This window comes from Streptomyces sp. NPDC058812, assembly GCF_042744565.1.
Lineage (GTDB): Bacteria > Actinomycetota > Actinomycetes > Streptomycetales > Streptomycetaceae > Streptomyces > Streptomyces thinghirensis.
Genome location: NZ_JBHYOB010000002.1, coordinates 591,844 through 615,444 on the forward strand (window position 1 = coordinate 591,844; position 23,601 = coordinate 615,444).

General features: G+C 72.7%; 21 protein-coding genes. 7 read left to right on the forward strand and 14 right to left on the reverse strand.

What is annotated here, in order from left to right:
- The first annotated feature begins 78 nt into the window (after nucleotides 1–78).
- Together ACFW48_RS06760 and ACFW48_RS06765 are read left to right on the forward strand one after the other, a co-directional pair.
- The gene (locus ACFW48_RS06760) at nucleotides 79–693 is read left to right on the forward strand and encodes a LysE/ArgO family amino acid transporter (protein WP_386311051.1); all 615 of its coding nucleotides are present in this window, start codon (nucleotides 79–81) and stop codon (nucleotides 691–693) included.
- Between the two features lie 103 nt (nucleotides 694–796).
- Complete coding sequence (locus tag ACFW48_RS06765; protein ID WP_386311052.1) at nucleotides 797–2,107, forward strand: MFS transporter; 1,311 nt, start codon at nucleotides 797–799, stop codon at nucleotides 2,105–2,107.
- A gap of 7 nt (nucleotides 2,108–2,114) precedes the next feature.
- Here the strand turns inward: ACFW48_RS06765 and ACFW48_RS06770 are convergent, their stop codons facing one another.
- From ACFW48_RS06770 to ACFW48_RS06780, 3 genes are all read right to left on the reverse strand, one after another.
- Nucleotides 2,115–2,570, reverse strand: a complete 456-nt coding sequence (locus tag ACFW48_RS06770) for a cyclic nucleotide-binding domain-containing protein (RefSeq protein ID WP_386311053.1) — start codon at nucleotides 2,568–2,570, stop codon at nucleotides 2,115–2,117.
- Nucleotides 2,571–2,902: 332 nt separating this feature from the next.
- Entirely contained in the window at nucleotides 2,903–4,381 is a 1,479-nt protein-coding gene (locus ACFW48_RS06775; protein WP_386311055.1) for an aminotransferase class I/II-fold pyridoxal phosphate-dependent enzyme, read from the reverse strand.
- A 49-nt stretch (nucleotides 4,382–4,430) separates the two neighbouring features.
- Complete coding sequence (locus ACFW48_RS06780; protein WP_386311056.1) at nucleotides 4,431–4,646, reverse strand: hypothetical protein; 216 nt, start codon at nucleotides 4,644–4,646, stop codon at nucleotides 4,431–4,433.
- 168 nt (nucleotides 4,647–4,814) lie between these two features.
- On the opposite strand from ACFW48_RS06780, the gene ACFW48_RS06785 reads away from it, so the two are divergent.
- The 5 genes from ACFW48_RS06785 to ACFW48_RS06805 all read left to right on the forward strand — a co-directional run bounded on the left by ACFW48_RS06785 (nucleotide 4,815) and on the right by ACFW48_RS06805 (nucleotide 8,051).
- Entirely contained in the window at nucleotides 4,815–5,261 is a 447-nt protein-coding gene (locus ACFW48_RS06785; RefSeq protein WP_386311057.1) for an ATP-binding protein, read from the forward strand.
- Nucleotides 5,262–5,439: 178 nt separating this feature from the next.
- Nucleotides 5,440–6,309: a SigB/SigF/SigG family RNA polymerase sigma factor gene (locus tag ACFW48_RS06790; protein ID WP_386311059.1), complete on the forward strand. Its 870-nt coding sequence runs from the start codon at nucleotides 5,440–5,442 to the stop codon at nucleotides 6,307–6,309.
- A gap of 30 nt (nucleotides 6,310–6,339) precedes the next feature.
- Entirely contained in the window at nucleotides 6,340–6,585 is a 246-nt protein-coding gene (locus tag ACFW48_RS06795; RefSeq protein ID WP_386311060.1) for a DUF5133 domain-containing protein, read from the forward strand.
- Between the two features lie 169 nt (nucleotides 6,586–6,754).
- Nucleotides 6,755–7,588, forward strand: a complete 834-nt coding sequence (locus ACFW48_RS06800; protein ID WP_386311062.1) for a DUF1206 domain-containing protein — start codon at nucleotides 6,755–6,757, stop codon at nucleotides 7,586–7,588.
- A 28-nt stretch (nucleotides 7,589–7,616) separates the two neighbouring features.
- A complete protein-coding gene (locus ACFW48_RS06805) occupies nucleotides 7,617–8,051 on the forward strand; it encodes a hypothetical protein (RefSeq protein ID WP_121750679.1) in 435 nt (144 codons plus the stop codon).
- Nucleotides 8,052–8,054: 3 nt separating this feature from the next.
- Here the strand turns inward: ACFW48_RS06805 and ACFW48_RS06810 are convergent, their stop codons facing one another.
- The 11 genes from ACFW48_RS06810 to ACFW48_RS06860 form a co-directional block, all read right to left on the reverse strand.
- Nucleotides 8,055–10,301 (reverse strand): FUSC family protein, encoded by a 2,247-nt coding sequence (locus tag ACFW48_RS06810; protein ID WP_386311064.1) that lies wholly within the window; start codon nucleotides 10,299–10,301, stop codon nucleotides 8,055–8,057.
- Nucleotides 10,302–10,401: 100 nt separating this feature from the next.
- Nucleotides 10,402–11,778: an NAD(P)/FAD-dependent oxidoreductase gene (locus tag ACFW48_RS06815; protein ID WP_386311066.1), complete on the reverse strand. Its 1,377-nt coding sequence runs from the start codon at nucleotides 11,776–11,778 to the stop codon at nucleotides 10,402–10,404.
- Nucleotides 11,779–12,002: 224 nt separating this feature from the next.
- Nucleotides 12,003–13,736: a PP2C family protein-serine/threonine phosphatase gene (locus ACFW48_RS06820; protein ID WP_386311068.1), complete on the reverse strand. Its 1,734-nt coding sequence runs from the start codon at nucleotides 13,734–13,736 to the stop codon at nucleotides 12,003–12,005.
- Nucleotides 13,733–13,912: a hypothetical protein gene (locus ACFW48_RS06825; protein WP_386311070.1), complete on the reverse strand. Its 180-nt coding sequence runs from the start codon at nucleotides 13,910–13,912 to the stop codon at nucleotides 13,733–13,735. The genes ACFW48_RS06820 and ACFW48_RS06825 overlap by 4 nt, the downstream gene beginning before the upstream one ends.
- Entirely contained in the window at nucleotides 13,909–14,976 is a 1,068-nt protein-coding gene (locus tag ACFW48_RS06830) for a SpoIIE family protein phosphatase (RefSeq protein WP_386311072.1), read from the reverse strand. The genes ACFW48_RS06825 and ACFW48_RS06830 overlap by 4 nt, the downstream gene beginning before the upstream one ends.
- On the reverse strand, nucleotides 14,976–15,416 hold the full coding sequence (locus ACFW48_RS06835; protein WP_386311131.1) for an anti-sigma regulatory factor: 441 nt from the start codon (nucleotides 15,414–15,416) through the stop codon (nucleotides 14,976–14,978). Before ACFW48_RS06835 ends, ACFW48_RS06830 begins: the two co-directional genes overlap by 1 nt.
- Nucleotides 15,416–15,847: an STAS domain-containing protein gene (locus tag ACFW48_RS06840; protein ID WP_386311073.1), complete on the reverse strand. Its 432-nt coding sequence runs from the start codon at nucleotides 15,845–15,847 to the stop codon at nucleotides 15,416–15,418. The genes ACFW48_RS06835 and ACFW48_RS06840 overlap by 1 nt, the downstream gene beginning before the upstream one ends.
- The gene (locus ACFW48_RS06845; protein WP_386311075.1) at nucleotides 15,844–16,740 is read right to left on the reverse strand and encodes an STAS domain-containing protein; all 897 of its coding nucleotides are present in this window, start codon (nucleotides 16,738–16,740) and stop codon (nucleotides 15,844–15,846) included. The genes ACFW48_RS06840 and ACFW48_RS06845 overlap by 4 nt, the downstream gene beginning before the upstream one ends.
- A 157-nt stretch (nucleotides 16,741–16,897) precedes the next feature.
- A complete protein-coding gene (locus ACFW48_RS06850; RefSeq protein ID WP_386311077.1) occupies nucleotides 16,898–17,290 on the reverse strand; it encodes an STAS domain-containing protein in 393 nt (130 codons plus the stop codon).
- Nucleotides 17,291–17,407: 117 nt separating this feature from the next.
- Nucleotides 17,408–19,909 carry a SpoIIE family protein phosphatase gene (locus ACFW48_RS06855; protein ID WP_386311079.1) on the reverse strand — a complete coding sequence of 834 codons (2,502 nt, stop codon included), beginning with the start codon at nucleotides 19,907–19,909 and terminating at the stop codon, nucleotides 17,408–17,410.
- Between the two features lie 103 nt (nucleotides 19,910–20,012).
- The coding region (locus ACFW48_RS06860; RefSeq protein WP_386311081.1) for a HAMP domain-containing protein at nucleotides 20,013–23,601 on the reverse strand (3,589 nt) is incomplete at its 5' end.

The following is a 23,601-nucleotide window of genomic DNA, read 5'->3' on the forward strand; positions in this document are numbered from 1 at the left end:
GCCTGTCATCACGAGAGCTAAGGATACGTAAGAATCTTTAGCTGTACCTCCTGTGATCGTCCGCTTAGCGTCAAGAGCATGACCAACGCACTCACCGCCGCGGCCGCGGGCTTCGGCACCGGCCTCTCGCTCATCGTCGCCATCGGTGCCCAGAACGCCTTCGTCCTGCGCCAGGGGATCCGCCGCGACGCGGTCCTCGCCGTGGTCGGTATCTGCGCCCTGTCCGACGCCCTGCTCATCACCCTGGGCGTCGGCGGGGTGGGCGCGGTGGTGGTGGCCTGGCCGGGCGCGCTGACCGCGGTCGGCTGGATCGGCGGCGCCTTCCTGCTCTGCTACGGCGCCCTGGCCGCTCGGCGCGTGTTCCGGCCGGCCGGTGCGCTGCGGGCGGAAGGCGACGCCGCGGGCTCGCGTCGGCGGGCGATCCTCACCTGCCTGGCGCTGACCTGGCTCAACCCGCACGTCTACCTCGACACCGTGTTCCTGCTGGGCTCGGTCGCAGCCGACCAGGGTCCGCTGCGCTGGACGTTCGGCCTGGGCGCCGCGGCCGCCAGCCTGTGCTGGTTCGCCGCTCTCGGGTTCGGGGCCCGGTATCTCGGCCGCTTCCTGGCCCGGCCCGCGGCCTGGCGGGTCCTCGACGGAGTGGTCGCCGCCACGATGATCGTCCTCGGCGTCACGCTCGTCGCCGGAGCCTGAACGGGGAGCGGGCCGGGCCCGGTCACGCGCGTCCCCCGTGCCCGAACGGAGCTGCGACAGTGATGTCCGCAGTCGAAAGATGTAACGAGCACATAGGAAGCGCGTGGACACGAGCGAGAGCAGCAGCGAGAGCGAGCCCCGCCCCGCGGCGAAAGCCCCCGCCCCGGACGGGGCCCGGCGGGGCGGGTGGCGCCGGTGGGCCATGGACACCCGTCCCCTGCGCCGGCCGGCCTACCGCAGGCTGTGGTCCTCGACCATCGTCACGGCCGTCGGCAGTCAGCTCACCGCCGTCGCCGTGCCCAAGCAGATCTACGACATCACCGGCTCCTCGGCCTGGGTCGGTGCCGCGAGCCTCGCCGGCCTGCTGCCGCTGATCGTGTTCGCGCTGTGGGGCGGGGCGGTCGCCGACACCGTGGACCGCCGCAAGCTGCTGCTGATCACCAACGCCGGCATCGCCGTGACCTCGCTGCTCTTCTGGATACAGGCGGTCACCGGCCTCGAGTCGGTGGCCGCCCTGATGCTGCTGCTCGCGCTGCAGCAGGCCTTCTGGGGCCTGAACGCCCCGGCCCGCAGCGCCTCCGTCGCCCGCCTGGTCCCCGAGGAGGAACTTCCCGCCGCGAACGCGCTCGGCTCGACCGTCATGCAGACCGGACAGGTGGTCGGGCCGCTGCTCGCCGGTGCGCTCATCCCGGTCGTCGGCCTGCCCGAGCTGTACCTGATCGACGCCCTCGCCCTGTGCGTCACGGTCTGGGCCGTGTACAGACTGCCCGCCCTGCCGCCGCTGTCGGGCAAGGCGGTCCGCCGCGCGGGCGTGCGCGAGGTCGTGGCGGGCTTCCGCTACATCGCCGGGCACAAGGTGCTGCTGCTCTCCTTCCTGGCCGACATCGTCGCCATGGTCCTCGGCATGCCCCGCGCCCTGTTCCCGCAACTCGCCGCCGAGACCTACGCCCCCTACGGCGAGGGACTCGCCCTCGGCCTGCTCTTCGCGGCGATCCCCATCGGCGCGGTGGCCGGCGGACTGTTCTCCGGCACCTTCTCCCGGGCGCGCCGGCACGGCTGGACGGTGATCGGCGCGGTCGTGGTCTGGGGTGCCGCCATCACCGGCTTCGGACTGAGCCGGAGCCTGTGGCTCGCGGTGGCGTTCCTCGCCGTGGCCGGCATCGCCGACATGGTCTCCATGGTGTTCCGCGGCGCGATCCTGCTGTCCGCCGCGACCGACGAGATGCGCGGGCGCATGCAGGGCGTCTTCACCGTCGTCGTGGCGGGCGGCCCGCGCCTGGCCGACGTCCTGCACGGCGGCGCGGGCTCCGCCTTCGGTGCGCGGGAGGCGGTGGACGGCGGCGGGCTGCTCGTCGTGGTGGTGATGCTGGCCCTGGCGGCCGCGGTGCCGGCGCTGCGCCGCTACCGCGTCTGACGGCACCTCACAGGGAGCCGCGCCCGTGCAGCGCGTAGTGCTCCATGAGCCGGCCCCTGGTGGTCTCCAGCCGGTGCGCGAGGATCTCGGCGACCGACCGCACCAGCACGATGCCCAGCCGCGGGTCCTCCTCGCACAGGGCGAGCACCGAGGCCGCGTCGAACTCGTAGGCCCGCACCGGGCTGAAGGCCTCGGCGCCGAAGTCCCATTCGTAGGGCGGGAACAGCCAGGACCAGCCGAGCAGGTCGCCCGCGCCGAGACTGGCGACCGTGACCCGCTGCAGGGATGTGACCTGCTGGGTCAGGGAGACCGCGCCGGAGCGGATGACCCAGAAGCGGTCGGCCCTGTCTCCCGCCTCGAAGACCCGGGCGTCCTCCGCGAAGGAGACCTCCCGGGCGAGCGCCATCAGCCGCTCGCGCTGGGGCTGGGGGAGGGCGGTCAGGAGTTTGATCGCTTTGGTCATGGCACGGGGCTCCTCGCCGGCGATTCGGTTCCGGGGCTTTCCCTATGCCCATTTCAGTCGCTCTCGGCGCCCTGAGCACCTCGGCGGACGGCAGATCCCGTACGGATTCCGTGCCGGATCCGGGGACGGCGGTGAGAGGGCGTGAAAAAGCCCTGGCTGGACGGGGGAAGCCAGCCAGGGCCGTAAGCGGTGACGTACGAAGGACACTCCGGTCGACTTCGTCGCCACGTATGGGTGAACGCTAAACCATCTCTGTGCGTTCCGCGAAACCGGCACCGGGTCACGTGACCCGTCTCACTCGCCCGTAGCGCCGAGGCCCCCGCCCCGGGGCCTCACCCGCCGTCCTCCGCGACGACCCTGACCGTCTCCAGTTCCGGATCGCTCGGGTCCGGGAGGTACATCCCGGCGTCCAGACCGCTGCGCAGATACCGCAGGACGGGCTCGCTCAGCCGCTCGCCGGGCAGGACGGCCGGGATGCCGGGCGGGTACGGCGTGATCATCTCCGCCGCGACGCGACCGGTGGCCCGGTCGAGCGGCACATCCTGAGTGGGCCCGAAGAACGCGTCTCTGGGCAGACCGACCTGCGGCATCCGCAGCTCGGCCGGCGACGGCACCTCGACGCGCGGGGCGGGGCCCAGGCCGGGGGCGGCGTACGCGAGGTCCTTGAGCGCGGCGAGCAGCTCGCCGGCGGTCTCCCGGTCGTCGCCGTGGGTGATCTGCGTGCCGATGCGGCGATGGTCGGTGATGTGCGCGATCACGCTCCGGTGCTCGCGCAGCCAGTCCGCCGCCTGGAAGCCCGAGACACCGAGACCGTCGAGGTCGATGATGACGGGCAGCGGATCGAAGCCGTGGGCCCGTCCCGGGCCGCAGAAGTCGTCCCGGTCGTTGACGTGCATCCCATCGATCTCCTCGACGGACGCCCGGACGTCGGCCGCCAGCTCCAGCGCGCCGCCCATCAGCTCGTGTCCGCGCAGCGCCATCTGGCGGCGCCAGCCGTCCAGCCCGGCGAAGATCAGCGCCGAGGGGCTGGTGGTGCCCAGCAGGTCCGCCCGCATACCGAGCAGCTTCGGCGGAACCAGGTCACCGCGCAGGTGGAACACGGAGCCCTGCTCCAGACCGCTGCCCATCTTGTGGATGCTGGTCACACAGATGTCGGCGCCCGCGTCCATCGCCCAGGACGGCAGCCCGGGGTGGAAGGGCAGGTGCGCTCCCCAGGCCTCGTCGACGATCAGCGGCGCCGAGCGGCGGTGGCAGACCTCGGCGACCGCCCGCAGGTCGGCGCTCGCGCCGTACGGCGTCGGACTGGTGACGAGGGCGCCCTTGGCGTCGGGATGGGCGGCGAACGCCTTCTCGAACTCCTCGGCGGACGGCGGATGGGCCAGGTGCCGTTCGGCGTCCCAGCGCGGCTCGACCCAGACCGGCTCGATACCGGACAGGATCAGCCCCGAGACGACGGACTTGTGGGCGTCCCGGCCGATCAGCAGCTTCTCGTGCGGCCCCGCGACCGCCAGCATCGCGGCCTTCACCGACAGGGAACTCCCGCACGTCGAGAAGAACGTGTGGTCGGCGTGCACGGCGTCGGCCATCAGTTCCTGGGCGCGCTGCAGCACCCGCCCTCTGGTCAGCCGGTCGTCGAGTCCGCCGGTCGCCAGCACGTCACCGTAGAAGACGGCGTCGCCCAGCACCTCGCGCACCGCGGGGTCGGCCCCACGCGCCTGCTTGTGCCCAGGAGGCGTGAACGACAGGCGACCCTCGCGGCGGTAGTCGACGAGGGCTTCCAGAACCGGTGCTCGGGTGTGATCGGCTGTCATGCCGAGCCGGTTTCCCGGCCGGAACCCCGTCAATCCGCCCCGCGGCTCCTCACCGCGCGTTCCGCCCCGGGGTCAGCACCTCGTCCAGCACCCGCAGGACGGCCTCGTACGCGATCGTCCGTACGGCGGCCTCCCGGGAGCCCTCCGGGTCGGTCGGCCGCAGCTCCTCGCTTCGCGTCCGCCAGGTCCGCTCCTGTTCCACCGCGCAGGCCCTCGCGCGGTGCATGCGGCGCAGCAGTTCGTCCGAGTCCACAACATCCGTCATGTACTCCGCGTACCCCCGCAGAGCGCCTGGATGGCCGCTGGGCCGTAAGGAGGGCCGGAGGTTTGGGGGTAGCGGCAGAGGTCAGCCGAAAGGGGCGAGGCCTTGCGGCGCACACGCGTCGTCGGGCCGACCGGATCCGGCCCGTCCCACCGACCAGGGAGCTGACGGATGTGTGACAGGCACACGACCGAACCCGTCGTCGAACAGTACGGCGTGGACCGGCGCCGGCGGTACCGGCCCTGCAAACCCGCCGAGGCACGCCGGACCGTCGAACGCGTCGTCACCGAATGCTGCGGCACGGACGGCCACACGTCGTGCGACGCGGGCGCCCTGTCGGACGCCGTGCTCGTCGCCTCCGAACTGACCACCAACGCGATCCTGCACGGCGGCGGCATCACCGACTTCCAGGTCGACGTCGTCGGACCCGGCGTCCGGCTCTCGGTGTGCGACCGCAGCCACGACCTGCCGGTGGCCGTGCCGCCGACCGACCCCCAGGGGCGCCGCCGCGTGGGCGGCCGGGGCTGGCCGATCGTCTGCAGGCTGGCACGCGACGTGCGAGTGGCAGACCTTCCCACGGGAGGCAAGTGCATCACCGTGGTCGTTCCGCTGTCCTGAGTACTTTTCGAAAAGCGGAGTTTGTTCCACCGGGGTAGGGGCAGTCGCAAGTTCGTGCTTCGGACCGGAGGCGCAGCAGCGGGAGCGGTATGGCTGCTTCGGCCCTCCGGGTGAGACACCCGGACAGCACCGTTCCCGCGGAAAGTCCCCTGAGACCACCGTTCAGGAGCGAATCCGCATGCTCATCGAAACGTCCGCCACCCGCCCCGCAACCCCCGAGCCCGCCCACGCCACTACCGCTCCCGCCCGTCGCCGGCACGACGACGCCCCCGACACCATGGCCCTCTTCGGCCGGCTGGCGGGGCTGGAGGACGGACCCGAACGCGACGCCCTCCGCGACGAACTCGTCACGGCCTGGCTGCCCATGGCCCACCGGATCGCCGGTCGGTTCCGGGACCGCGGCGAGTCCATCGAGGACCTGCGCCAGGTCGCGGCGCTCGGCCTGGTGAAGGCCATCGACCGCTTCGATCCGGAGCGGGGAGCCTTCGAGAGTTACGCCGTCCCCACCATCACCGGCGAGGTCAAGCGCCACTTCCGGGACCGGATGTGGGCCCTGCGGGTGCCCCGCCGCGTCCAGGAGCTGCGCAACAAGGTGCGCGTGGCCCGGCGTGAGCTCACCCAGAACCCGGGCAGCCCCGAACCCTCGGTGGCCGCCCTCGCCGCCCACACCGGGCTGACCGAGGACGAGGTCAGCGCCGGGATGGAGGCCCTGGAGAGCTTCAGCACCCTCTCGCTGGACGCCGAACTGTCGGCCGGCGACGACGGCTACAGCCTCGCGGACACCCTCGGCGCGGCCGACACCTCGTACGACACCGTGATCGACCGCGAGTCCGCCAAGGAAGGGCTGCGCAGGCTGCCCGAACGCGAGCGCGCGATCCTCTACATGCGCTTCTTCGAGGACATGACGCAGAGCCGTATAGCCGATCGCCTGGGCATCTCACAGATGCACGTCTCGCGACTCATCAGCCGCAGCTGCGCCCGCGTCCGCGACGACGCGATGGGCCAGCGGGCGGGCCGCCGGGGGACCGGTCGGCCGGTGCGCACCTGACGTAAGAGGACCGAAGGAGGAACGAGACGGATGCTGATGCCTCACCCCGTGGTGCTGCGCGGACTCGTCGACGAGTACGAGGCGGCCGCGCTGTGCGAGCCCGCCGACGACACGGGTGGACCGGGCCCCCGGACCCGGGACCTGGCGTACACGCTGTGCGTGTCGACCGGCACGCGTGACGTGGCACTGGCCCTGGAGGCCGCCCGCCGTTGGCTCGCGGCCGGCCCGGCCCCCGTGCCCGTACCCGTCGCCGAGCCCGCGGGAGTGGCGGACTGACCACGGCGGGGACGCGTGGTGGCGTGACTGCCTGTATGCCGCGAGGCGGCGTACGGGCAGTCGTGCGTCACGGTGACCGGGGCGGCGCGCGCTCCGCCGGGTCAGAGCCCCGCCGCCCGGTGTGCGCGGGCGATGCCGGGGCACGCGGAGTCCGGGAGGGGAGGTCCACATGAACGCACGTGTCATGGCACGTACCGGCCGCGGTCGGGCCAGGCGGGCGGCGAACGGTTCGGCCGCCGAGGGGGCCGCCCGAGCGGGCCTCACCGCTCGCGGCGTGATCTACCTGCTGGTCGGCATCCTGGCCCTGCAGATCGGTTTCGGCACCGGAAACCGGCAGGCGGACCGGGGAGGTGCCCTGGCCGAGCTGTCGAGCAAGCCCTTCGGCGCCGTACTGCTGTGGGCGCTCGGAATCGGGCTCGTCGGCATGGCGCTGTGGCGCCTGTCCGAGGCGTTGTTCGGCGCCACGGGCAAGGACGGTCACACGGCGAAGAAGCGGCTGCCGACCGCCGCCCGCTGCGTGTTCTACACGTTCGTCGCCTACTCCGTTCTGTCCTTCGCGGCCGGGGCCGGCGGCAGCGGCTCCAGCGACCAGCAGTCCCGGGACGTCACGGCCAAGGTGATGGAGATGCCCGCCGGGCGGTGGCTCGTGGGCGTGGCCGGCGTCGCGATCGTCGTCGCCGGAGTGGTGATCGGCGTACAGGCCCTGCGCCGCAGCTATCACAAGAAGCTGAAGATCGGCGCGCTGAGCCCCCGGGCCCGCCGGCTGGTCGACGTCACCGGCGTCGGGGGCGGCGCGGCGCGCGGGCTGGTCTTCGCCGCGGCGGGCGCCTTCGCCGTGCGGGCCGCCGTCGACTACGAGGCCGACAAGGCGAAGGGACTGGACGACACCCTCCGCTCCTTCGCCGAAACCCCGCTCGGACCCTGGCTCCTGATCTGCGTCGCCGCAGGTCTGATGCTGTTCGGCGGGTTCTCCTTCGCCCTCGCGCGATGGCGCCGCGTCTGAGCCGCGCCGCACGGGGAACACGGGGCGAATGAACGAACACGAGATTCCTCCGCCGGACGGACGTCCCGTGGACGTCTACCTCGACCTCCTGCGCATACGCATGGAGACCGACGACTACCAGCTGCTGCTCAGCGTGGTGGAACCCGTCCTCCAGGCGATCGACGAGCACCAGATGCCCACCATCGACTTCTCCCTGGACGGGGACAACGCCGAGGCGCTGCCCCAGGCGATCAGGGACGAGGCCGCCCTGGTCATCGCCACCGCGGTCACGGGCCGACTGGACAACGAGGTCGTCGAGATCAGCACCGACGAGACCGGACCGGTCCGGGTCGTCACCGACGCGGCCACCGCCTCCGACCCCGAACGCCTCGGGGAGATAGCCGACTACCTCAAGGAGCGCCACGTGCAGAACGAGGAACTGCGCGGCATCGCCGAGGCGAGCGGTCTGCCCAGCGACTTCTGAGCGTCACCGCTTCGGCGGCCCCACGGGCACGCCCAGCGGGCGGGCGAGCCCCATGACCGCTTCGTCCAGGCGCTCCAGGTGCCGCAGTACCCGGCCGGTGATGCGGCCGTACCGCGGCACCCCGGCGGCGTCCGGTGTCAGCAGCGAGGCGATGCTCGGCCCGGTCTCCACCTCGGTCTCCGCGTGCTCGTCGGCGACGCGGGCGGCGATCGCCTCGATGTTGCGCACCGTGCGCCGCACCGCCCCGCGCAGCCGCGGGTCGGCCGCGATCGAGGGGTGGGCGGGCAGCAGCTCGGCCGTCGCCGCCAGGGACCGCGCGTGATAGGCGCAGGTCTCCAGCAGCGCGACCACGTACTGGGCGGTGTTGCGCCGGGCCCGCAACGGCGTGATCGGATGGGTGAGCGGCTGGGTGGCGGCCCGCAGGTCGCCCAGGGCCTGGTCCAGCTCCCGCGCCGTGTCCAGCAGATCGGCCGCCGGCCCGCCACTGAGCTGGTCGACGGCCCCCTCGGTGACGTCGGTGAGCCGCTCCAGCACCGTGCCGAGCAGTTCGTTCGTACGCCGGTCGGTGCGTATCGGCAGCACCAGCGCCGCCGCCACGATCCCGCAGGCCGCGCCGAGCGCCGTCTCCTCCACGCGCAGCAGCAGCACCGACAGGCTGTAGGTGTGCAGCAGGGTGTACAGCAGTCCCAGCATCGCCGTCACGAAGAACGACATCAGCGTGTACGACAGTGGTGCCGTGTAGAACATCGCGAAAATGAACAGCAGCACCAGCCCGAACGCGACCCAGGTGTGGTCGCCCACCAGGCCCGCCAGCACGATGCCGGCCACCACCCCGAGCATCGTGCCCAGCACGCGGCGGTAGCCCTTGACGAGGATCTCGCCGGTGGAGGCCGTGTTCAGGAAGACGATCCAGCACGCGAGCACCGCCCAGTACCAGCGCTGGGCGGACAGCAGCTCCCCGCCCAGGATGGCCAGCGACGACCCCACCGACACCTGCACCGCGGCGCGCGTGGTGGGCCGCCGCAGCCCGGTCGGCTCCTCCTTCGGCGCACCCTCCTCACCGGCGTCGATGGCGGCGTCCTCGGCGTCCAGCTCCTCCCGGGACCGGGTCGTCGCGGGAGTGTCGTCCGACTCGTCCTGCGGCCCGTCCAGGGCGATCCGCAGGCCCATGACCGCACGCGCGGTCTCACCGATGCCGCGGAACACGTCCTGGACCGCCGGAATAGCCTCGGGCAGGTTCTCCTCGTCGCGGTAGCCGAGGAGCCGGTTGCGCAGATGGGACAGCGCGGTACCCCGTGCCTCGGCGGGCGGCCGCAGCACCAGCGTGCGCAGCGCCCCGAGATCGCGGCGCAGGATCTCCGTGGCTTCGCCGGGCGCCGGTGAGCGGCCCACCGAGGGCGCGGGCGCGCCCGGCAGATGCAGGGTCAGGGTGTCCGCCCGCTCGGCGCTGCGCGCGGTCAGCAGCAGCAGGCCGAGGCGCTCGGCGGCGATCTCGGCGTCCGCGATGCGCCGCTGCACCAGGCGCGCGGTGGACTCGTCGGGGGTGCCCTCCTCCAGCCGGGACTGGATCATCAGGGCCGTCTCGTGCAGGCGCGCGGTGCCGTCGCGCAGGTGCTCGAGCGTCTTGTCGATCCCGTCCGGACCGGCGTCCAGCAACTCGGCCTGTGTGGCGATCAGCTGCGCCAGCCGGGCGCGGAAGGCCTGCCGCAGCCGCTGGAGCACGCCCGCCGGTGTCTCCGGCACCACCGCGAAGCGCACCACCGCGCTGCACACGAACGCCACCGCGATGGCACCCCAAAGCCCCGGAAGTACCGACACATTCGCGCCGACGAACAGGGACACGAAGTAGACCTGGAAGCCGATCAGCCCGAGTGCGGTGCCGCGGTCGCCGAACCGGCGGACGAAGACGGCACAGAAGATCAGTACGACGAAGAAGACGTCACCGATGACGACCCGCGAGGTGAGCAGGGCGCTGATGGACACCGACGCCAGGGCGACGGGCAGGCCCAGCGCGAGGGTGACGGCCTGCCCCCTGGGCTCCTTCTCCCGGATGGCGAAGGTGGCGACCATCGCCGCCATGGCGCCCGCCACCAGATGGGTGACGTCCGCACCGAACACGGCGAGCACCGCCAGCGCCAGCGCGATGGCGCCCACCGTCCGCAGCCCCGCCGTCAGCCGCAGCAGCCCGGGGTCGGACGCGGCGACGCGGTCCCGCAGCCGTGTCCGCACCGAGCGCCCCGCTGCCTTCACGCCGCCGTACACTCTCCCGATTCACGCCCGATGCCCGGCCGGTTCACGCCGAGATCCACTTCTCAGCATGTCATGCCGCGAACGGACCACCGCCGCCGGGTCACAGCTGCGCCCGGCCCGCTCCCTCGACCTGCTTTCGGACCTGCTCCGGCGTCAGATAGGCGTCGGTGTACTCGAAGTCCTTCAGCTTGGCCGCCTTGCGGGCCTGGAAGCCGGTGCGGACGAAATCGTCGCCGGCGATGGCGTTGAGCGTCCAGTTGGCCGCCACCCGGGCCTTCGCCACGCCCGTGCGCAGCGCCGACCAGTGGTAGCCGCGGGCCACGGCCTGGGCGGGCAGGCCCTTCAGTTCGACGCCGAGCGGCTTGGAGACCGCGTCGGTGCCGCCGAGGTCGACGACGAGACCCAGGTCCTTGTGGACGTACGGCCGCATCGGCTGGTTGCGCAGAGTGGCGATGAGGTTCTCGGCGACGTGCCGGCCCTGCCGCATGGCGTGCTGGGCGGTGGGCGGGCAGACCGCGCCCTCCTGGCCCTTGGCGAGGTCGGGCACGGCGGCGGAGTCGCCGAGCGCGAACACTCCGTCGTGGTTCGGCAGGCACATCTCGGCGGTGACCGCGAGCCGTCCCTTGACCGTTTCCGCGCCGAGCGTGGCGATGAGCGGGCTCGCCACCACTCCGGCGGTCCAGATCAGCGTGCGGGTGGGCACCACCCGGCCGTCCGTGAAGGTGACCTCCTCGGGGCCGGCCTTCTCGATGGACACGCCCAGGGAGATCTCGATCCCGCGCCGCGTCAGGACCTCCTGCGCGTCGCGTCCGAGCTTCTCGCCCAGCTCGGGCATCAGCTTCGGGGCGATGTCGATCAGATGCCACTTGATCAGACTCGGGTCGAGCCGGTTGTAGCGCTTGACGGCCGCGTGCGTCAGCCGCTGCAGACAGGCCGCGGTCTCGGTGCCCGCGTAACCGCCGCCGACCACCACGAACTGCAGCCGGGAGGCGCGCTCCGCGGGGTCCTGGCTGGCGTCGGCGAGGTCCAGCTGGGAGATGACGTGGTCGCGGATGTACGCGGCCTCCGCCAGCGTCTTCATACCGAACGCGTTGTCGGTGAGGCCCGGGATGTCGAAGGTGCGGGTGATGCTTCCGGGGGCCAGCACGATGTAGTCGTACGGCTCGTTGACGATCTGGTCGGTGATGGTGCGCACCACGCAGACCTTCGCCTTGAGGTCCACGCCGATGGCCCCGCCCGGGATGATCCGGGTCCGGTACTTGCTGCTGCGGCGCAGGGAGAGCGCGATCGACTGGGGCGTCAGCACCCCGGAGGCGACCTGGGGCAGCAGCGGCAGATAGAGCTGATAGGAGAATGGCGTCACCAGGGTGACGTCGGCCTCGTTGGGGGAGAGCTTCCGCTCCAGACGGCGGACGCACTCCACGCCGGCGAAACCTGCGCCGACCACCAGGATCCTGGGTCGTGTCACGGTGTTCATCCCTTTCTGCGGCTCCAGGCGGTCGCCGCGAACGCCATTCGCCTGCCCCTGGATCGCTGCTTCGCACCTCGTCGATCCCACCGCGCCCACGCCGGTTCGGCCAGCCGGACGCGGCAGGCAGGCGACACGTTCCGATCACCACCATGCCCCGCCCGGGCCCGCAGCGCACCGGGCGGGAGCGAACGGCCGGGGACTTTCCGGTGGGCGGACGGTGTCGGCGCAGGTCAGGCGGACCCGCGCAGGTGGCACAGCAGCAGGCACACGTCGTCGTCCCGCTCGGAGTCGCTGAGCAGGGGACGCAGGATGCCGTCCGCCGAACCCTCCAGGTCCGCCTCCAGCTCCGCCGAGCCGAACGACCCGAGCGCCTCCGCCAGCCGCGCGATGCCCGGGTCTATGCCCCGGGCGCGGCGCTCCACCAGGCCGTCCGTGTACAGCGCGAGCGTCGAGCCCGGCGCCAGCGGCACCGTGTGGTCGGCGATCTCCTGCTTCAGCGGGATGCCGAGCATCGCACCCGGTTTCGCGTCCAGGGTCTGGACCCGCCCGTCCGGGGTACGCAGCACCGGCGGCGGATGGCCGGCGGCGGCCCACGTCATGGTGGGGTCGTCGGGGTGGAAGCGGGCGATGACGGCGGTGGCGAAGAGGTCCGGCTGGAGGTGGTGGAGGAACGTGTGCAAGCGGGTCAGGAGCCGGCCGGGGCTGCCGCCGTCGACGGCGTAGGCGCGCAGCGCGGTGCGCAGCTGACTCATCATCACGGCCGCGCGCAGCCCGTGCCCGGTCACGTCGCCGACCACGGCGATGACGCCGCCGTCGGGCTGGCGGAACGCGTCGTACCAGTCGCCGCCGATGTTCAGCCCGTGAGTGGCCGGCAGATAGCGCGCGGCCAGGCCGAGGCCCGGCGGGGCGGGCAGTTCCGTCAGCAGGGCCCGCTGGAGCGTCTCCGCGATGTCGCGGTTGTGCTGGTAGCGCTGGGCGTGGTCGATCGCGATGCTGGCCCGCCGGGTCAGCTCGATCACCATCACGGCGTCGTCCGGGTCCCAGCGTTCCCCGGGCGGGGACAGGGTCACCACCCCCAGGGGCGCCTGCCGCGTCGGCAGCGGGATGCACAGCAGGGGGCGCCGCGGGTCCAGCGCCGAGGGCGGCTGGTCGTCGACGCCGGGCAGGCCGCCGGGGTGAGCGGCGGCGTACTGGGGCCGCCCGGTGCGGGCGGCGACCACGGCGGCGGCCGGATGGGCGGGCCCGGGCCGGTCGCCCTCCTGGTCGAACAGCCAGACGTCGACACTCGTGGCGTACTCCGGCACCAGCAGCTCCGGCAGGCGGCGCACGATCTCGTGGTGGTCGAGCGACGCCGTCAGCACCGCGCTCGCGTCCGCCAGGAACGTCAGCCTGCGACGGGCGTTCTCCGCCTCCGTACGCGCCTTGCGCTCGGCGGCGAACGCCTCCCGCTGGGCCCGCCCGGCGGCGTCCAGCTCGGCGTGCAGGGCCACGACGCCCTGGTTCGTCTGGTGCAGCTCCTCCCGGTGGAAGTCGACCAGGTCCTCCTGCTCGGAGAGCCTGTCCAACACCAGCGCGGTGTCCTCGTCGGCTCCCAGCAGGGCCTCGGCCAGCGTGGTCGGGTCGTCCGCGGGCGCGTCGACATCGGCGGTCGGCACGGCCTCGGGGCAGGGCACCGTGACCCGCCACGGGGGCTCCCCGGCGGCTGCGGCGTCGCGGGACGGCGTCAGCACGGCGTGCAGCACTTTCTCCGCGGCCTCCGGCGTGGCGCGGGAAGCCGTGCCCGCCTCCAGGGTGAGCCGCCAGGTACCGCCCTTGGTCAGACACAGCCGCAACTGCGCGCCGAGCGAGGCCACCAGCCGCGCGCGCTCCAGGGGCGGCACACCGTAGGCCGCGGCCAGTCGCGCGGTGGTGATGCGCGCCTGGGCCGCGTCGGTGGTGTCGGTGATCTGCCAGGTGCGGGTCATGGGCGGTCCAGCGGGGTCGGGGCCGGGCCGGTCGTGGCGGTGTCGTCCTGCGTGGGGCGGGTGGGGTGGTTGTCCGGTGGGGTCACGGGGTGCGGGTGTTCCAGGGGTGGCGCGGCCGGGGGCGCGGTGGTGGTGCGGGCCCGGGGCGCGTCGGTGGTGTGTGGGGTACGGGTCATCGGGCATCCGGCGGGGTCGAGGCCAGTACGGCCACGGCGGTGTCGTCCCGCACCGGGCGGGCGGAACTGCTGGCGTCACGGACCGTCACCGCGGCGATCACCGCCGGGTCGGCCGCCGTGCGGCGGGTGTCGGGAGTCGGAGTCCAGCGGCTCGGCAGACCGTCGCTGTGCAGGACCAGCACCCGGTCGTCCGACCAGGCCGCCTCCTCCTCGCGCAGGGTCGTGGGCCGGTGGGTGCCGACGATGCCGGGCCGGGACACCAGGTGCCGCCAGGTGCCGCCCGCGCACAGCCGTGCCCCGATGTTGCCGACGCCGGCGAACCTGAGCACCGCGGCGCGCGTGTCGACCTGGGCCACCGCGACGGCCGCGCCGCGGGTCCCGCGCAGCGCCGTGTTGAGCCGCCGCAGCGCCTCGGCGGGCGCGAGGTGGGCCGAACCGCGCAGCGCCTCGACGGCGGCGGTCGAGGCGCGGGCCGCCTCCGGGCCGTGACCGAGCCCGTCGGCCAGCATCAGCGTGACCCGGTCCCCGGCCCGCGCCCATGCCCAGGCGTCGCCCGAGTAGTCGGCCCCGCCGAAGGGGACGTTCACCGCGCCGGCCCGTACCCCGGCCGCCGGACCGGGCTCCGCGGCACGGCCGTCGGGTACGGCGCCGATCCGGGCGACCACCACCGTGCCCCGCCCCGGGACGCTGTGCAGGTCGAAGTCGTCGGCGAGGCGCGCGCAGGTGCCGAGACCGGCGCCGAGGGAGTTCGTCGTGGTGAAACCGTCGCGCAGAGCGGCGGACACGTCGGCGATCCCGGGGCCGTGGTCGACCGTGGCGACCTGCACGAGCCGGGTCTCGCCGTCACGGTCGGCCTTGAGGACCGGGGGAGCGACGACGTCGATGAGGACCTCACCGCCCCCGGCGTGCTTGAGCAGGTTGGTGGCCAGCTCGGTCGCCACCAGCGCCGCGGTGGCGGTGCGCTGCTCGTCCAGTCCGGCCAGGGCAGCCGCGTGCTCCGCGGCCACCCGGGCGTCGCGTACCCGGGTCGAGTCGTGCACCGGTACGTCCCACACGCGAGGCATCAGGACTCCTCACGCGGGCGCGGTGCACGGCCCACCCAGGAGGTCACCCGCACGGTGGTGCCCGCCCCCGGGCTGCTCTCGATCGCGAAGTCGTGCACGAGGCGCCGCGCGCCGCCCAGCCCCATGCCCAGCCCGCCCCCCGAGGTGAAGCCGTCGCTCAGCGCCTGCTCCAGGTCCGCGATGCCCGGTCCCTGGTCGCTGAACGTCAGCCGCAGTCCCCGGGTGCCCCCCTCGGCGAGAGGCTCCGTCTCCATCGATCCACCGCCGCCGTACACGAGCGTGTTGCGGGCCAGTTCGCTGGCCGCCGTGACCAGCTTCGTCTGGTCCACCAGACCGAAACCGAGCTGGGCGGCGGCCTGCCGCACGTGCTGACGTACCCACACCAGATCCATGTCCGAACGGATCGGCAGGCGGGCCTGGGCGCCCGCGGCAGTGTGCATCACGGACTCTCCTGGCGCAGGCCGCCGTAGCTGGACGACGGGGCGTGCCGCGTCAGCAGGTCAAGAGCCACCTCGGTACTGAGCGCGGTGTGCACGCCCGGCAGCGTCAGGCCCAGCTCCACCAAAGTGATCGCGACCGCCGGCCGCATGCCGACCAGAACGGTGCGCGCGGCCAGCAACTCGGTCTGACCGGCGATCTCCGCCAGGACCCGGCCGAGGAAGGAGTCGACGATCTCCACACCGGAGATGTCGATGATCACACCCGTGGCGCCGCTGTGGGAGATGGTCTCGGCGAGGTCCTGCTGGAGCTGCTGCGCCGTGCTGTCGTGCAGGTCTCCCTGAAGGGTGACCAGCAGGACCTCGCCGAGCCGGAGGACCGGAACATGACCCGTCACGGGACCCGCGTGGGGCCCCGGGAATGCCTCGCTCACCGCGTGACCGGACCGTTCACCACGGGGTTCACGATGCCGACCCCGAGCTGGTGCAGCACGTAGCCCAGCGCGTCGGCGAGGCTCGCCCGGGTGACCACGGTGCCCAGGTCCAGGCCGAGGTGGACCATGGTCTGCGCGATCGCGGGCCGGATGCCGGAGACGATGCACTCGGCGCCCATCAGCCGGGCCGCCGCGACCGTCTTCATCAGGTGCTGGGCCACCAGCGAGTCGACGGTCGGCACCCCGGTGATGTCCAGGATCGCGTAGCGCGCCTGCTGCTCCACGATGGACTCCAGCAGGGTCTCCATGACCACCTGGCTGCGGGCGCTGTCGAGCGTCCCGATCAGCGGAACGGCCACGATGCCGTCCCACAGCTTGATGACGGGCGTGGCCACCTCCATCAACTGCAGCCGCTGGCGGTCGATGAGCGCCTGCCCCTCGCTGAGCGCCGTCTGCATGACCACGACCCGCAGCGTGCCCATCATCACGCTCAGCGTGGTGACGCAGGCCCGCGCGTCGTCGGCCGAGGCGTCCGACAGATCGGACAGGAGCAGGTTCTCGACCGGCGGACGCAGGGCGGCCAGTTCGCTCGACACCTGGGCGGTGCTCAGCCCCGCCCGCGAGCGGGCCGCTCCCATCCGCGCCAACTGCTCGCGCACCGTCGTGAATCCGGCGGCGTCCGGGTCCTCCACCCGCGCCGCGTCGGCCACTTGGGCCAGCGCGTCCACCACGGCCTTGCCCGCCTCGACCGCCTCGTCGCGCGAGACGGTGAACACGGCCCGGAACAACGGCTCGTCCGCCCATCGCTGGGCGATCTGCTCACGGCGGCGCCGCAGAAAGTCCCTGACCTCGTTCGTCGGCGATCCCGCTGTTCCCTCCGCCTGTTCCGGCACCTGTTCCACTCCTCATCCGCGTTGCGCCGCACAGCCCCGGGAGGCGACGTGACGGCGACGTGACCCTGCCGGGCGACCACTGTAACCACCCGCCGACCTCGTACGACACCTGCTCCCGCGTGAACGGTCCGGATGAGCGCCGGGTAGGAGGGGGAACTCAGACCTCCGGTATCCGCGGCCCCTCCGGCTGGGCGTCCACGCGGGAGAGCGCCTCGTCGATGCTCTCGGAGACCGGCACCGTGAGACTCACCCCCGTCAGATCCAGAACGCGCCGCACCGCCGGGGTGGGCGAGATGATGTGCACACTGCCCGGCAGCTCGCGTGCCTCCTGATAGACCCGCAGGATGATGTTCATGCCGGACGAGTCCATGAACGGAACCTCGGAGAGGTCCAGCAGGAAGTGCCGTCGGCCGTGGTGCAGTTGGTTGGCCAGATGGTGCTGGAACTCGGTCGCGGTGTCGACGTCCAGGTAGCCCTCCACCGTGAGCAGCGCGACCTCCTCCCGGGGCAGCGTCACCTCGACGGACAGCGGGTTCTGGGCTATGGGCACGTGTACCTCCAACAATGCGGCCGGACGGTGGGGCGTCATGTCCCACCGCGCCCGGCGATTACCCCCGAATCCGTTCGTCACACCTGTCCGGTCGGGACCGGAATTCCGCGCCCTCCGTCACCCGACCCGGATGCCCACCAGGCACGTGTCGTCGTCCGTGTCCGACCTGCTGTAGGTGAGCAGCCGGTCCAGGTGCTGGTCGAGGGTGTTCGGCGTCGGGCGGACGGTGCTCAGCAGCTGGGCCAGCGCCTCCTCCACCGAGCGGTCGCGGCGTTCGATCAGACCGTCGGTGTACATCAGCAGCGTGTCCTCGCCGGCCAGCTGCACCTCGTCCTCCTCGTACGCCGCCTCGGCCACCGCTCCCAGCAGCATGCCCTTGAGCATCGGCAGCGGCTTGGCGTCCGCCCCCCGGACCAGCACCGGCGGCAGATGTCCCGCCCTGGCCCAGCGCAGCGTGCGCCGGGCCGGGTCGTACAGCCCGCACACCGCGGTGGCGGTGACCCCGCCCGTGAGATGGTGTGCCACGATGTTGAGCCACGACAGCAGCTGACCGGGCCCGGCGCCGGTCACCGCGAGGCCCCGCAGGGCGTTGCGCAGCACCACCATGCTGGTCGCGGCCTCTATGCCGTGCCCGGCCACGTCCCCCACGCACAGCAGCACCCGCCCGCTCGGCAGCATCACGGCGTCGTACCAGTCGCCGCCCACCAGCTGCTCCGTCTCGGCGGGCCGGTACCGGACGGCCACGTGGAGGTCCGGCACCTTGAGCGGCGTCTGGGCCGGCGGCATGATGGCGTGCTGCAACTGGAGGGTCAGCCGGTTGCGTTCGATGGCCTGCTGCTCACTGTGCGCCAGCTGGTCGCGCGTCGCGGCGAGCGCCACCTCGGTCCAGTGCTGCGCCGAGATGTCCTGGTACGCCCCCCGTACGACGAGGAGGCGGTCGTCGGTGTCCAGGACCGGTTCGGCCACCGCCCGGACGTGCCGGGTCACCCCGTCGGGCCGCTGCAGCCGGAACGCCGCCGACGCCGGCCGCCGGTGGTGCAGGAGTGTGCGCAGGAACCGGCCGATGGTGACGGCGTCGTCCGGGTGGGCGTGGGCGGCCAGCTCCTCCAGCGGCACCGGCGTACTCGTCTGCGGACGCCCGTACAGGTCGAACAGCTGTCCGTTCCAGGTGATCTCGCCGGTCAGCAGGTTCTCCTCGAAGCCGCCGATGCGGCCGAGGCGCTGGGCGTGCTGGAGGAGGCTGGCCAGCCGGGCCGTCTCGTCCTCGATGCGCCAGATGAGCAGAACGGCGTTGCCATGCCGGCTGACACTGATGTCCGCGACCGCCGACAGCGGCACCTGGTCCACCAGCGCGGTCAGGTTGATGCGCCGGGCCCGGAACGGCTCGCCCGTGGCGTACACCCGCTCCACGTTCTGGAACAGCTCGCTGTCCCCGGCGGCCATCGGGTAGGCCTCCAGCAGCAGCGCGCCGCGCACCACGGCACGCGGCCGTCCTGCGGGATCCAGGAAGCTCTTGTTCACGTGCTGGATGCGGAAGTCCGCCAGCTCCCCGGCGGCGTCCAGGTGCGGCACCAGGACCAGGGCGGGGTCGTACAGGCCGTCGGCCAGGTCCATCAGCTCCACCGCGTCCGGCATCACGGGCGGCTCCTGCCCCGCACCGTCCGGCGGCGTGTACGACTCCAGGGTGTGCGCACACAGCTCCGCCAGGGCCTCCACCTGACGGACCACCTGGGGCGGCTGCGGAGCCAGCGGCACCGGCCAGGCGATCTCCAGCACGCCGTGGATGCGCCCCCCGGTACCGGCGGGCACGGCGACCCTGCCGCCGTCCGGGTACTGGTGCCGGCCCACGCTGGGCAGCCCCGTACCGGCCAGCGAGGTGATCCACTGACCCTCGCGCTCGGTCAGCCCGCACCGGGCCACCGTCGCCACGTCCGGCGGCACGTAACGCCAGCGGGTGGCCTCGGCGGGGGAGAACCCAGCGCTGCCGGCCAACGTGAGCGACCCGTCGTACCCGGCCGCCCAGATGGCCACGGCGACCGCGCCCAGCGGGCGCAGCGCCTGCTCCAGCAGGGCGTCGGCCACCGCCTGGGTGTCGTCCGCGGCCAGCGCGCCGCTCTCGGCCGCCCGCAGGCGCACGGCGGCCGACTCGGCCACCGCCTCCCCGGCGCCCCCGGTGTCCCCGCCGTCCTCGGCGTCCGTGGCCCGCACGGCGGCGGTGGCCGTCAGGAACGCGTCCGTCACCTCCGACATCCGGTCCCGGGCGGCCTGATTGATGACGTCGACCGCGAACTCCAGGGGAGTCACCTGGGACTGCTCGGCCAGCTCGGCGAGCTGCCGCGCGGCCTGCGCCGGACCACACCCGAGCCGCGCGACCAGGATGCCCTTGGCGAGCTCGATGAGGGCCCGGCCCTCGGCCTCCGCCTGGGCGGCCCGCACCTCGCGGCTGAGCCGGTCCACCGTGGCCGCCAGCCTGCCCACGGGCGACAGCGGGGCCATCGCGCGCAAGCCGGCGGCCGGCCCGTCGACCGCGCAGGACTGCCGCGGCCCGGACGCCGGGGGCGGCGCTGCTGACGCGTCCCGCGGCGCATCGCCGGCCGGCCCGCGTGGCTGCTCGGACATGTTCACGATGAGGACGCTCCTCGGCTGGAGACCGCCACGGAGCGCGACGGCACGGGCCGCGCACCGCTCGGCCCACCGGTGTACGGGACGGGGGCCGGCACGTTCATGCGGGCAGCCACCGTCGGACGCAGGCGATGAGGTCCCGGGTGTCGACGGGCTTGGTGACGTAGTCGCTGGCGCCCGAGGCGAGGCTCTTCTCCCGGTCGCCGGGCATCGCCTTCGCGGTGACCGCGATGATCGGCAGCTCGGCGTACCGGGGGATCCGGCGGATCTCGGCCGTCGCCGTGTAGCCGTCCATCTCCGGCATCATCACGTCCATCAGGACCAGGGCGACGTCCGGGTGGTCCACGAGCGTCTCGATGCCCCGGCGTCCGTTCTCCGCGTGCAGGACCCGGAAACCGTGCAGCTCCAGGATCCCGCTGAGCGCGAAGAGGTTGCGCGCGTCGTCGTCGACGACGAGGACGGTGCGCCCGGACGACGGGTCGTCCACGGCGTCCGGAGCCAGGTTCTGCGGCTCCTCGGGCCGGACCAGGGAGAGGACGTCACCGGGCTCCTCGGCGGCCAGGTGCAGCGCGATGCGCTCCCGCAGCTCGTCGAGGCTGGACAGGAACTCCAGCGCCCCGCCCTCCGCCCCGGAGCGCAGGCTCTCCTCCAGCGCCGCGTCCGCGCGGTGACCGCTGTGCACGAGCACCGGCACGTTCGCCAGTGCCGAGTCGCCGCGCAGCGCCTCCAGGAAGCGGGACGCCTCCGAGTCCGGCATGCCCAGCTCCAGGACGACGCAGTGGCACGGCTCGGCCGCGAGCGCGCCCGCGGCCTCCTGTGCCCCCACGGCCGTGATGACGTCGAGCGGGGGCCGGTCGCCCGCGTCGTCCCGTCCGTGCGTCAGGTCGGCGATCACGCTCTCCGCGACGAGGGTCAGCAGACCACGCGGACGCTCCTCCACGACGAGCAGCCGCCGCGGGCGCTGCCGGTGGCCGCCCGTGAGCTCGGGCACCGTCGCCGGGCGGGTGAGCACGTCGGCGGGGGACTCGGCCGGGGCGTGCTCCGCGCCCCGGTCGAGCAGCTCCTCGAAGTCGGGCCGGGCCACGGGCAGGAACAGCGTGAACGTGCTGCCCCGGTCGGGCGTGCTGTCCACCGTGACGGCGCCGCCGAGCAGCTGGGCCATCTCCCGGGTGATGGACAGGCCGAGTCCGGTGCCGCCGTACTTGCGGCTGGTCGTGCCGTCGGCCTGCTGGAAGGCGCCGAAGATCGACTCCAGGTTCTGCTCGGGGATGCCGATACCGGTGTCCGTCACCCGGAAGGCCACCACCGCACCGCCCCGGAGCACACCGGCGGGCACCTCGTCGTCCGACGCCGGCTCGACGGCCAGCTCCACCCCGCCCCGCTCGGTGAACTTCACCGCGTTGGACAGCAGGTTCCGCAGCACCTGACGCAGCCGGGACTCGTCGGTCAGCAGGTCCACCGGTGCTCCGGCGGCCGTCGACACCGTGAACTCCAGGCCCTTCTGCGTCGTCATGGGCCGGAAGGTGGCCTCGACGTACTCGATGAGCTGCCGCAGCGTCACGCGCTCGGGGGCGACGTCCATCTTCCCCGCCTCGACCTTCGACAGGTCCAGGATGTCGTTGATCAGCTGGAGCAGGTCCGAGCCCGCGGAGTGGATGATTCCCGCGTACTCGACCTGCTTGGGGGTGAGGTTGCGCGACGGGTTCTGGGCGAGCAGCTGGGCGAGGATGAGCAGGCTGTTGAGGGGGGTGCGCAGCTCGTGGCTCATGTTGGCCAGGAACTCCGACTTGTACTTCGAGGCCAGCGACAGCTGCTGGGCACGGGCCTCCAGCTCCTGCCGGGCCTGCTCGATCTGCAGGTTCTTCGCCTCGATGTCCCGGTTCTGCGTGGCGAGCAGGGACGCCTTGTCCTCCAGCTCGGCGTTGGAGCGCTGCAGCTCCTCCTGCTGGACCTGGAGCTCGGCGGAACGGGCCTGCAGCTCGGCGGTCAGGCGCTGCGACTCGGAGAGGAGCTCGTCGGTACGGGCGTTGGCCACGATCGTGTTGACGTTGACGCCGATGGTCTCCATCAGCAGTTCCAGGAAGTCCCGGTGGACCTGCGTGAACGCGGTGACCGACGCCAGCTCGATGACGCCGAGGACCTGTCCCTCGACCACGATGGGCACCAGCACCAGGGCGGTCGGCACCACCTCGCCGAGCCCGGAGGAGATCGTCACGTAGCCGGCCGGCAGCTCGTCCACCACGATGGTGCGCCGGCTGCGCGCGGCCTGGCCGACCAGGGTGCGGCCGAAGGCGATGCGGGTGGGCCTGCTCGCGTCCTCGGGATAGCCGTAGGAGCCGACGAGCCGCAGCTCGGGCCCGTCGTCGCCGTCCTCGGCCAGATAGAACGCGCCGTACTGGGCCGACACCAGCGGCACCAGCTCGTCCATGATCAGCTCGGCGACCACGGGCAGGTCCCGGTGCCCCTGCATCAGGCCGGAGATCCTGGCGAGGTTGGTCTTGAGCCAGTCCTGCTCCTGGTTGGCGCGGGTGGTCTCGCGCAGGGACTCCACCATGGAGTTGATGTTGTCCTTGAGTTCGGCGACCTCGCCCGACGCCTCCACGTTGATGGAGCGGGTCAGGTCGCCCTCGGCGACGGCGGAGGTGACCTCGGCGATCGCGCGGACCTGGCGGGTGAGGTTGCCCGCCAGCTCGTTGACGTTCTCCGTGAGGCGCTTCCAGGTACCGGAGACGCCCTCCACCTCGGCCTGGCCGCCGAGCCGGCCCTCGGTGCCGACCTCGCGGGCGACGCGGGTGACCTCGTCGGCGAAGGCGGAGAGCTGGTCGACCATGGTGTTGATCGTCGTCTTGAGTTCCAGGATCTCGCCGCGCGCGTCGACGTCGATCTTCTTCGACAGGTCCCCCCGGGCCACCGCGGTCGTCACCAGCGCGATGTTGCGGACCTGGCCGGTGAGGTTGTTGGCCATGGAGTTGACGTTGTCGGTGAGGTCCTTCCAGGTGCCGGCGACGTTCGGCACCTGCGCCTGGCCGCCGAGCCGGCCCTCGGTGCCGACCTCGCGGGCGACGCGGGTGACCTCGTCGGCGAACGCCGACAGCGTGTCGACCATCGTGTTGATCACGTCGGCCAGCGCCGCGACCTCGCCCTTGGCCTCCACGGTGATCCGCTGCGACAGGTCGCCGCGCGCCACGGCGGTGGCGACCTGGGCGATGGAGCGGACCTGGCCGGTGAGGTTGTTGGCCATGGAGTTGACGTTGTCCGTCAGGTCCTTCCAGGTGCCCGACACACCGCGCACCTGGGCGCGCCCGCCCAGGTTGCCCTCGGTGCCGACCTCGCGGGCGACGCGGGTGACCTCGTCGGCGAAGGCGGAGAGCTGGTCGACCATCGTGTTGATGGTGTTCTTCAGTTCGAGGATCTCGCCGCGGGCGTCCACCGTGATCTTCTGGGAGAGATCGCCCTTGGCCACGGCGGTGGCCACCTGGGCGACGTTGCGGACCTGGCTGGTCAGGTTGCCCGCCATGAAGTTCACCGAGTCGGTGAGGTCGCGCCACGTGCCCTTGACGCCCTGGACGTCGGCCTGGCCGCCGAGCCGCCCGTCGGTGCCGACCTCGCGGGCGACGCGGGTGACCTCGTCGGCGAAGGCGGAGAGCTGGTCGACCATCGTGTTGATGGTGTTCTTCAGTTCGAGGATC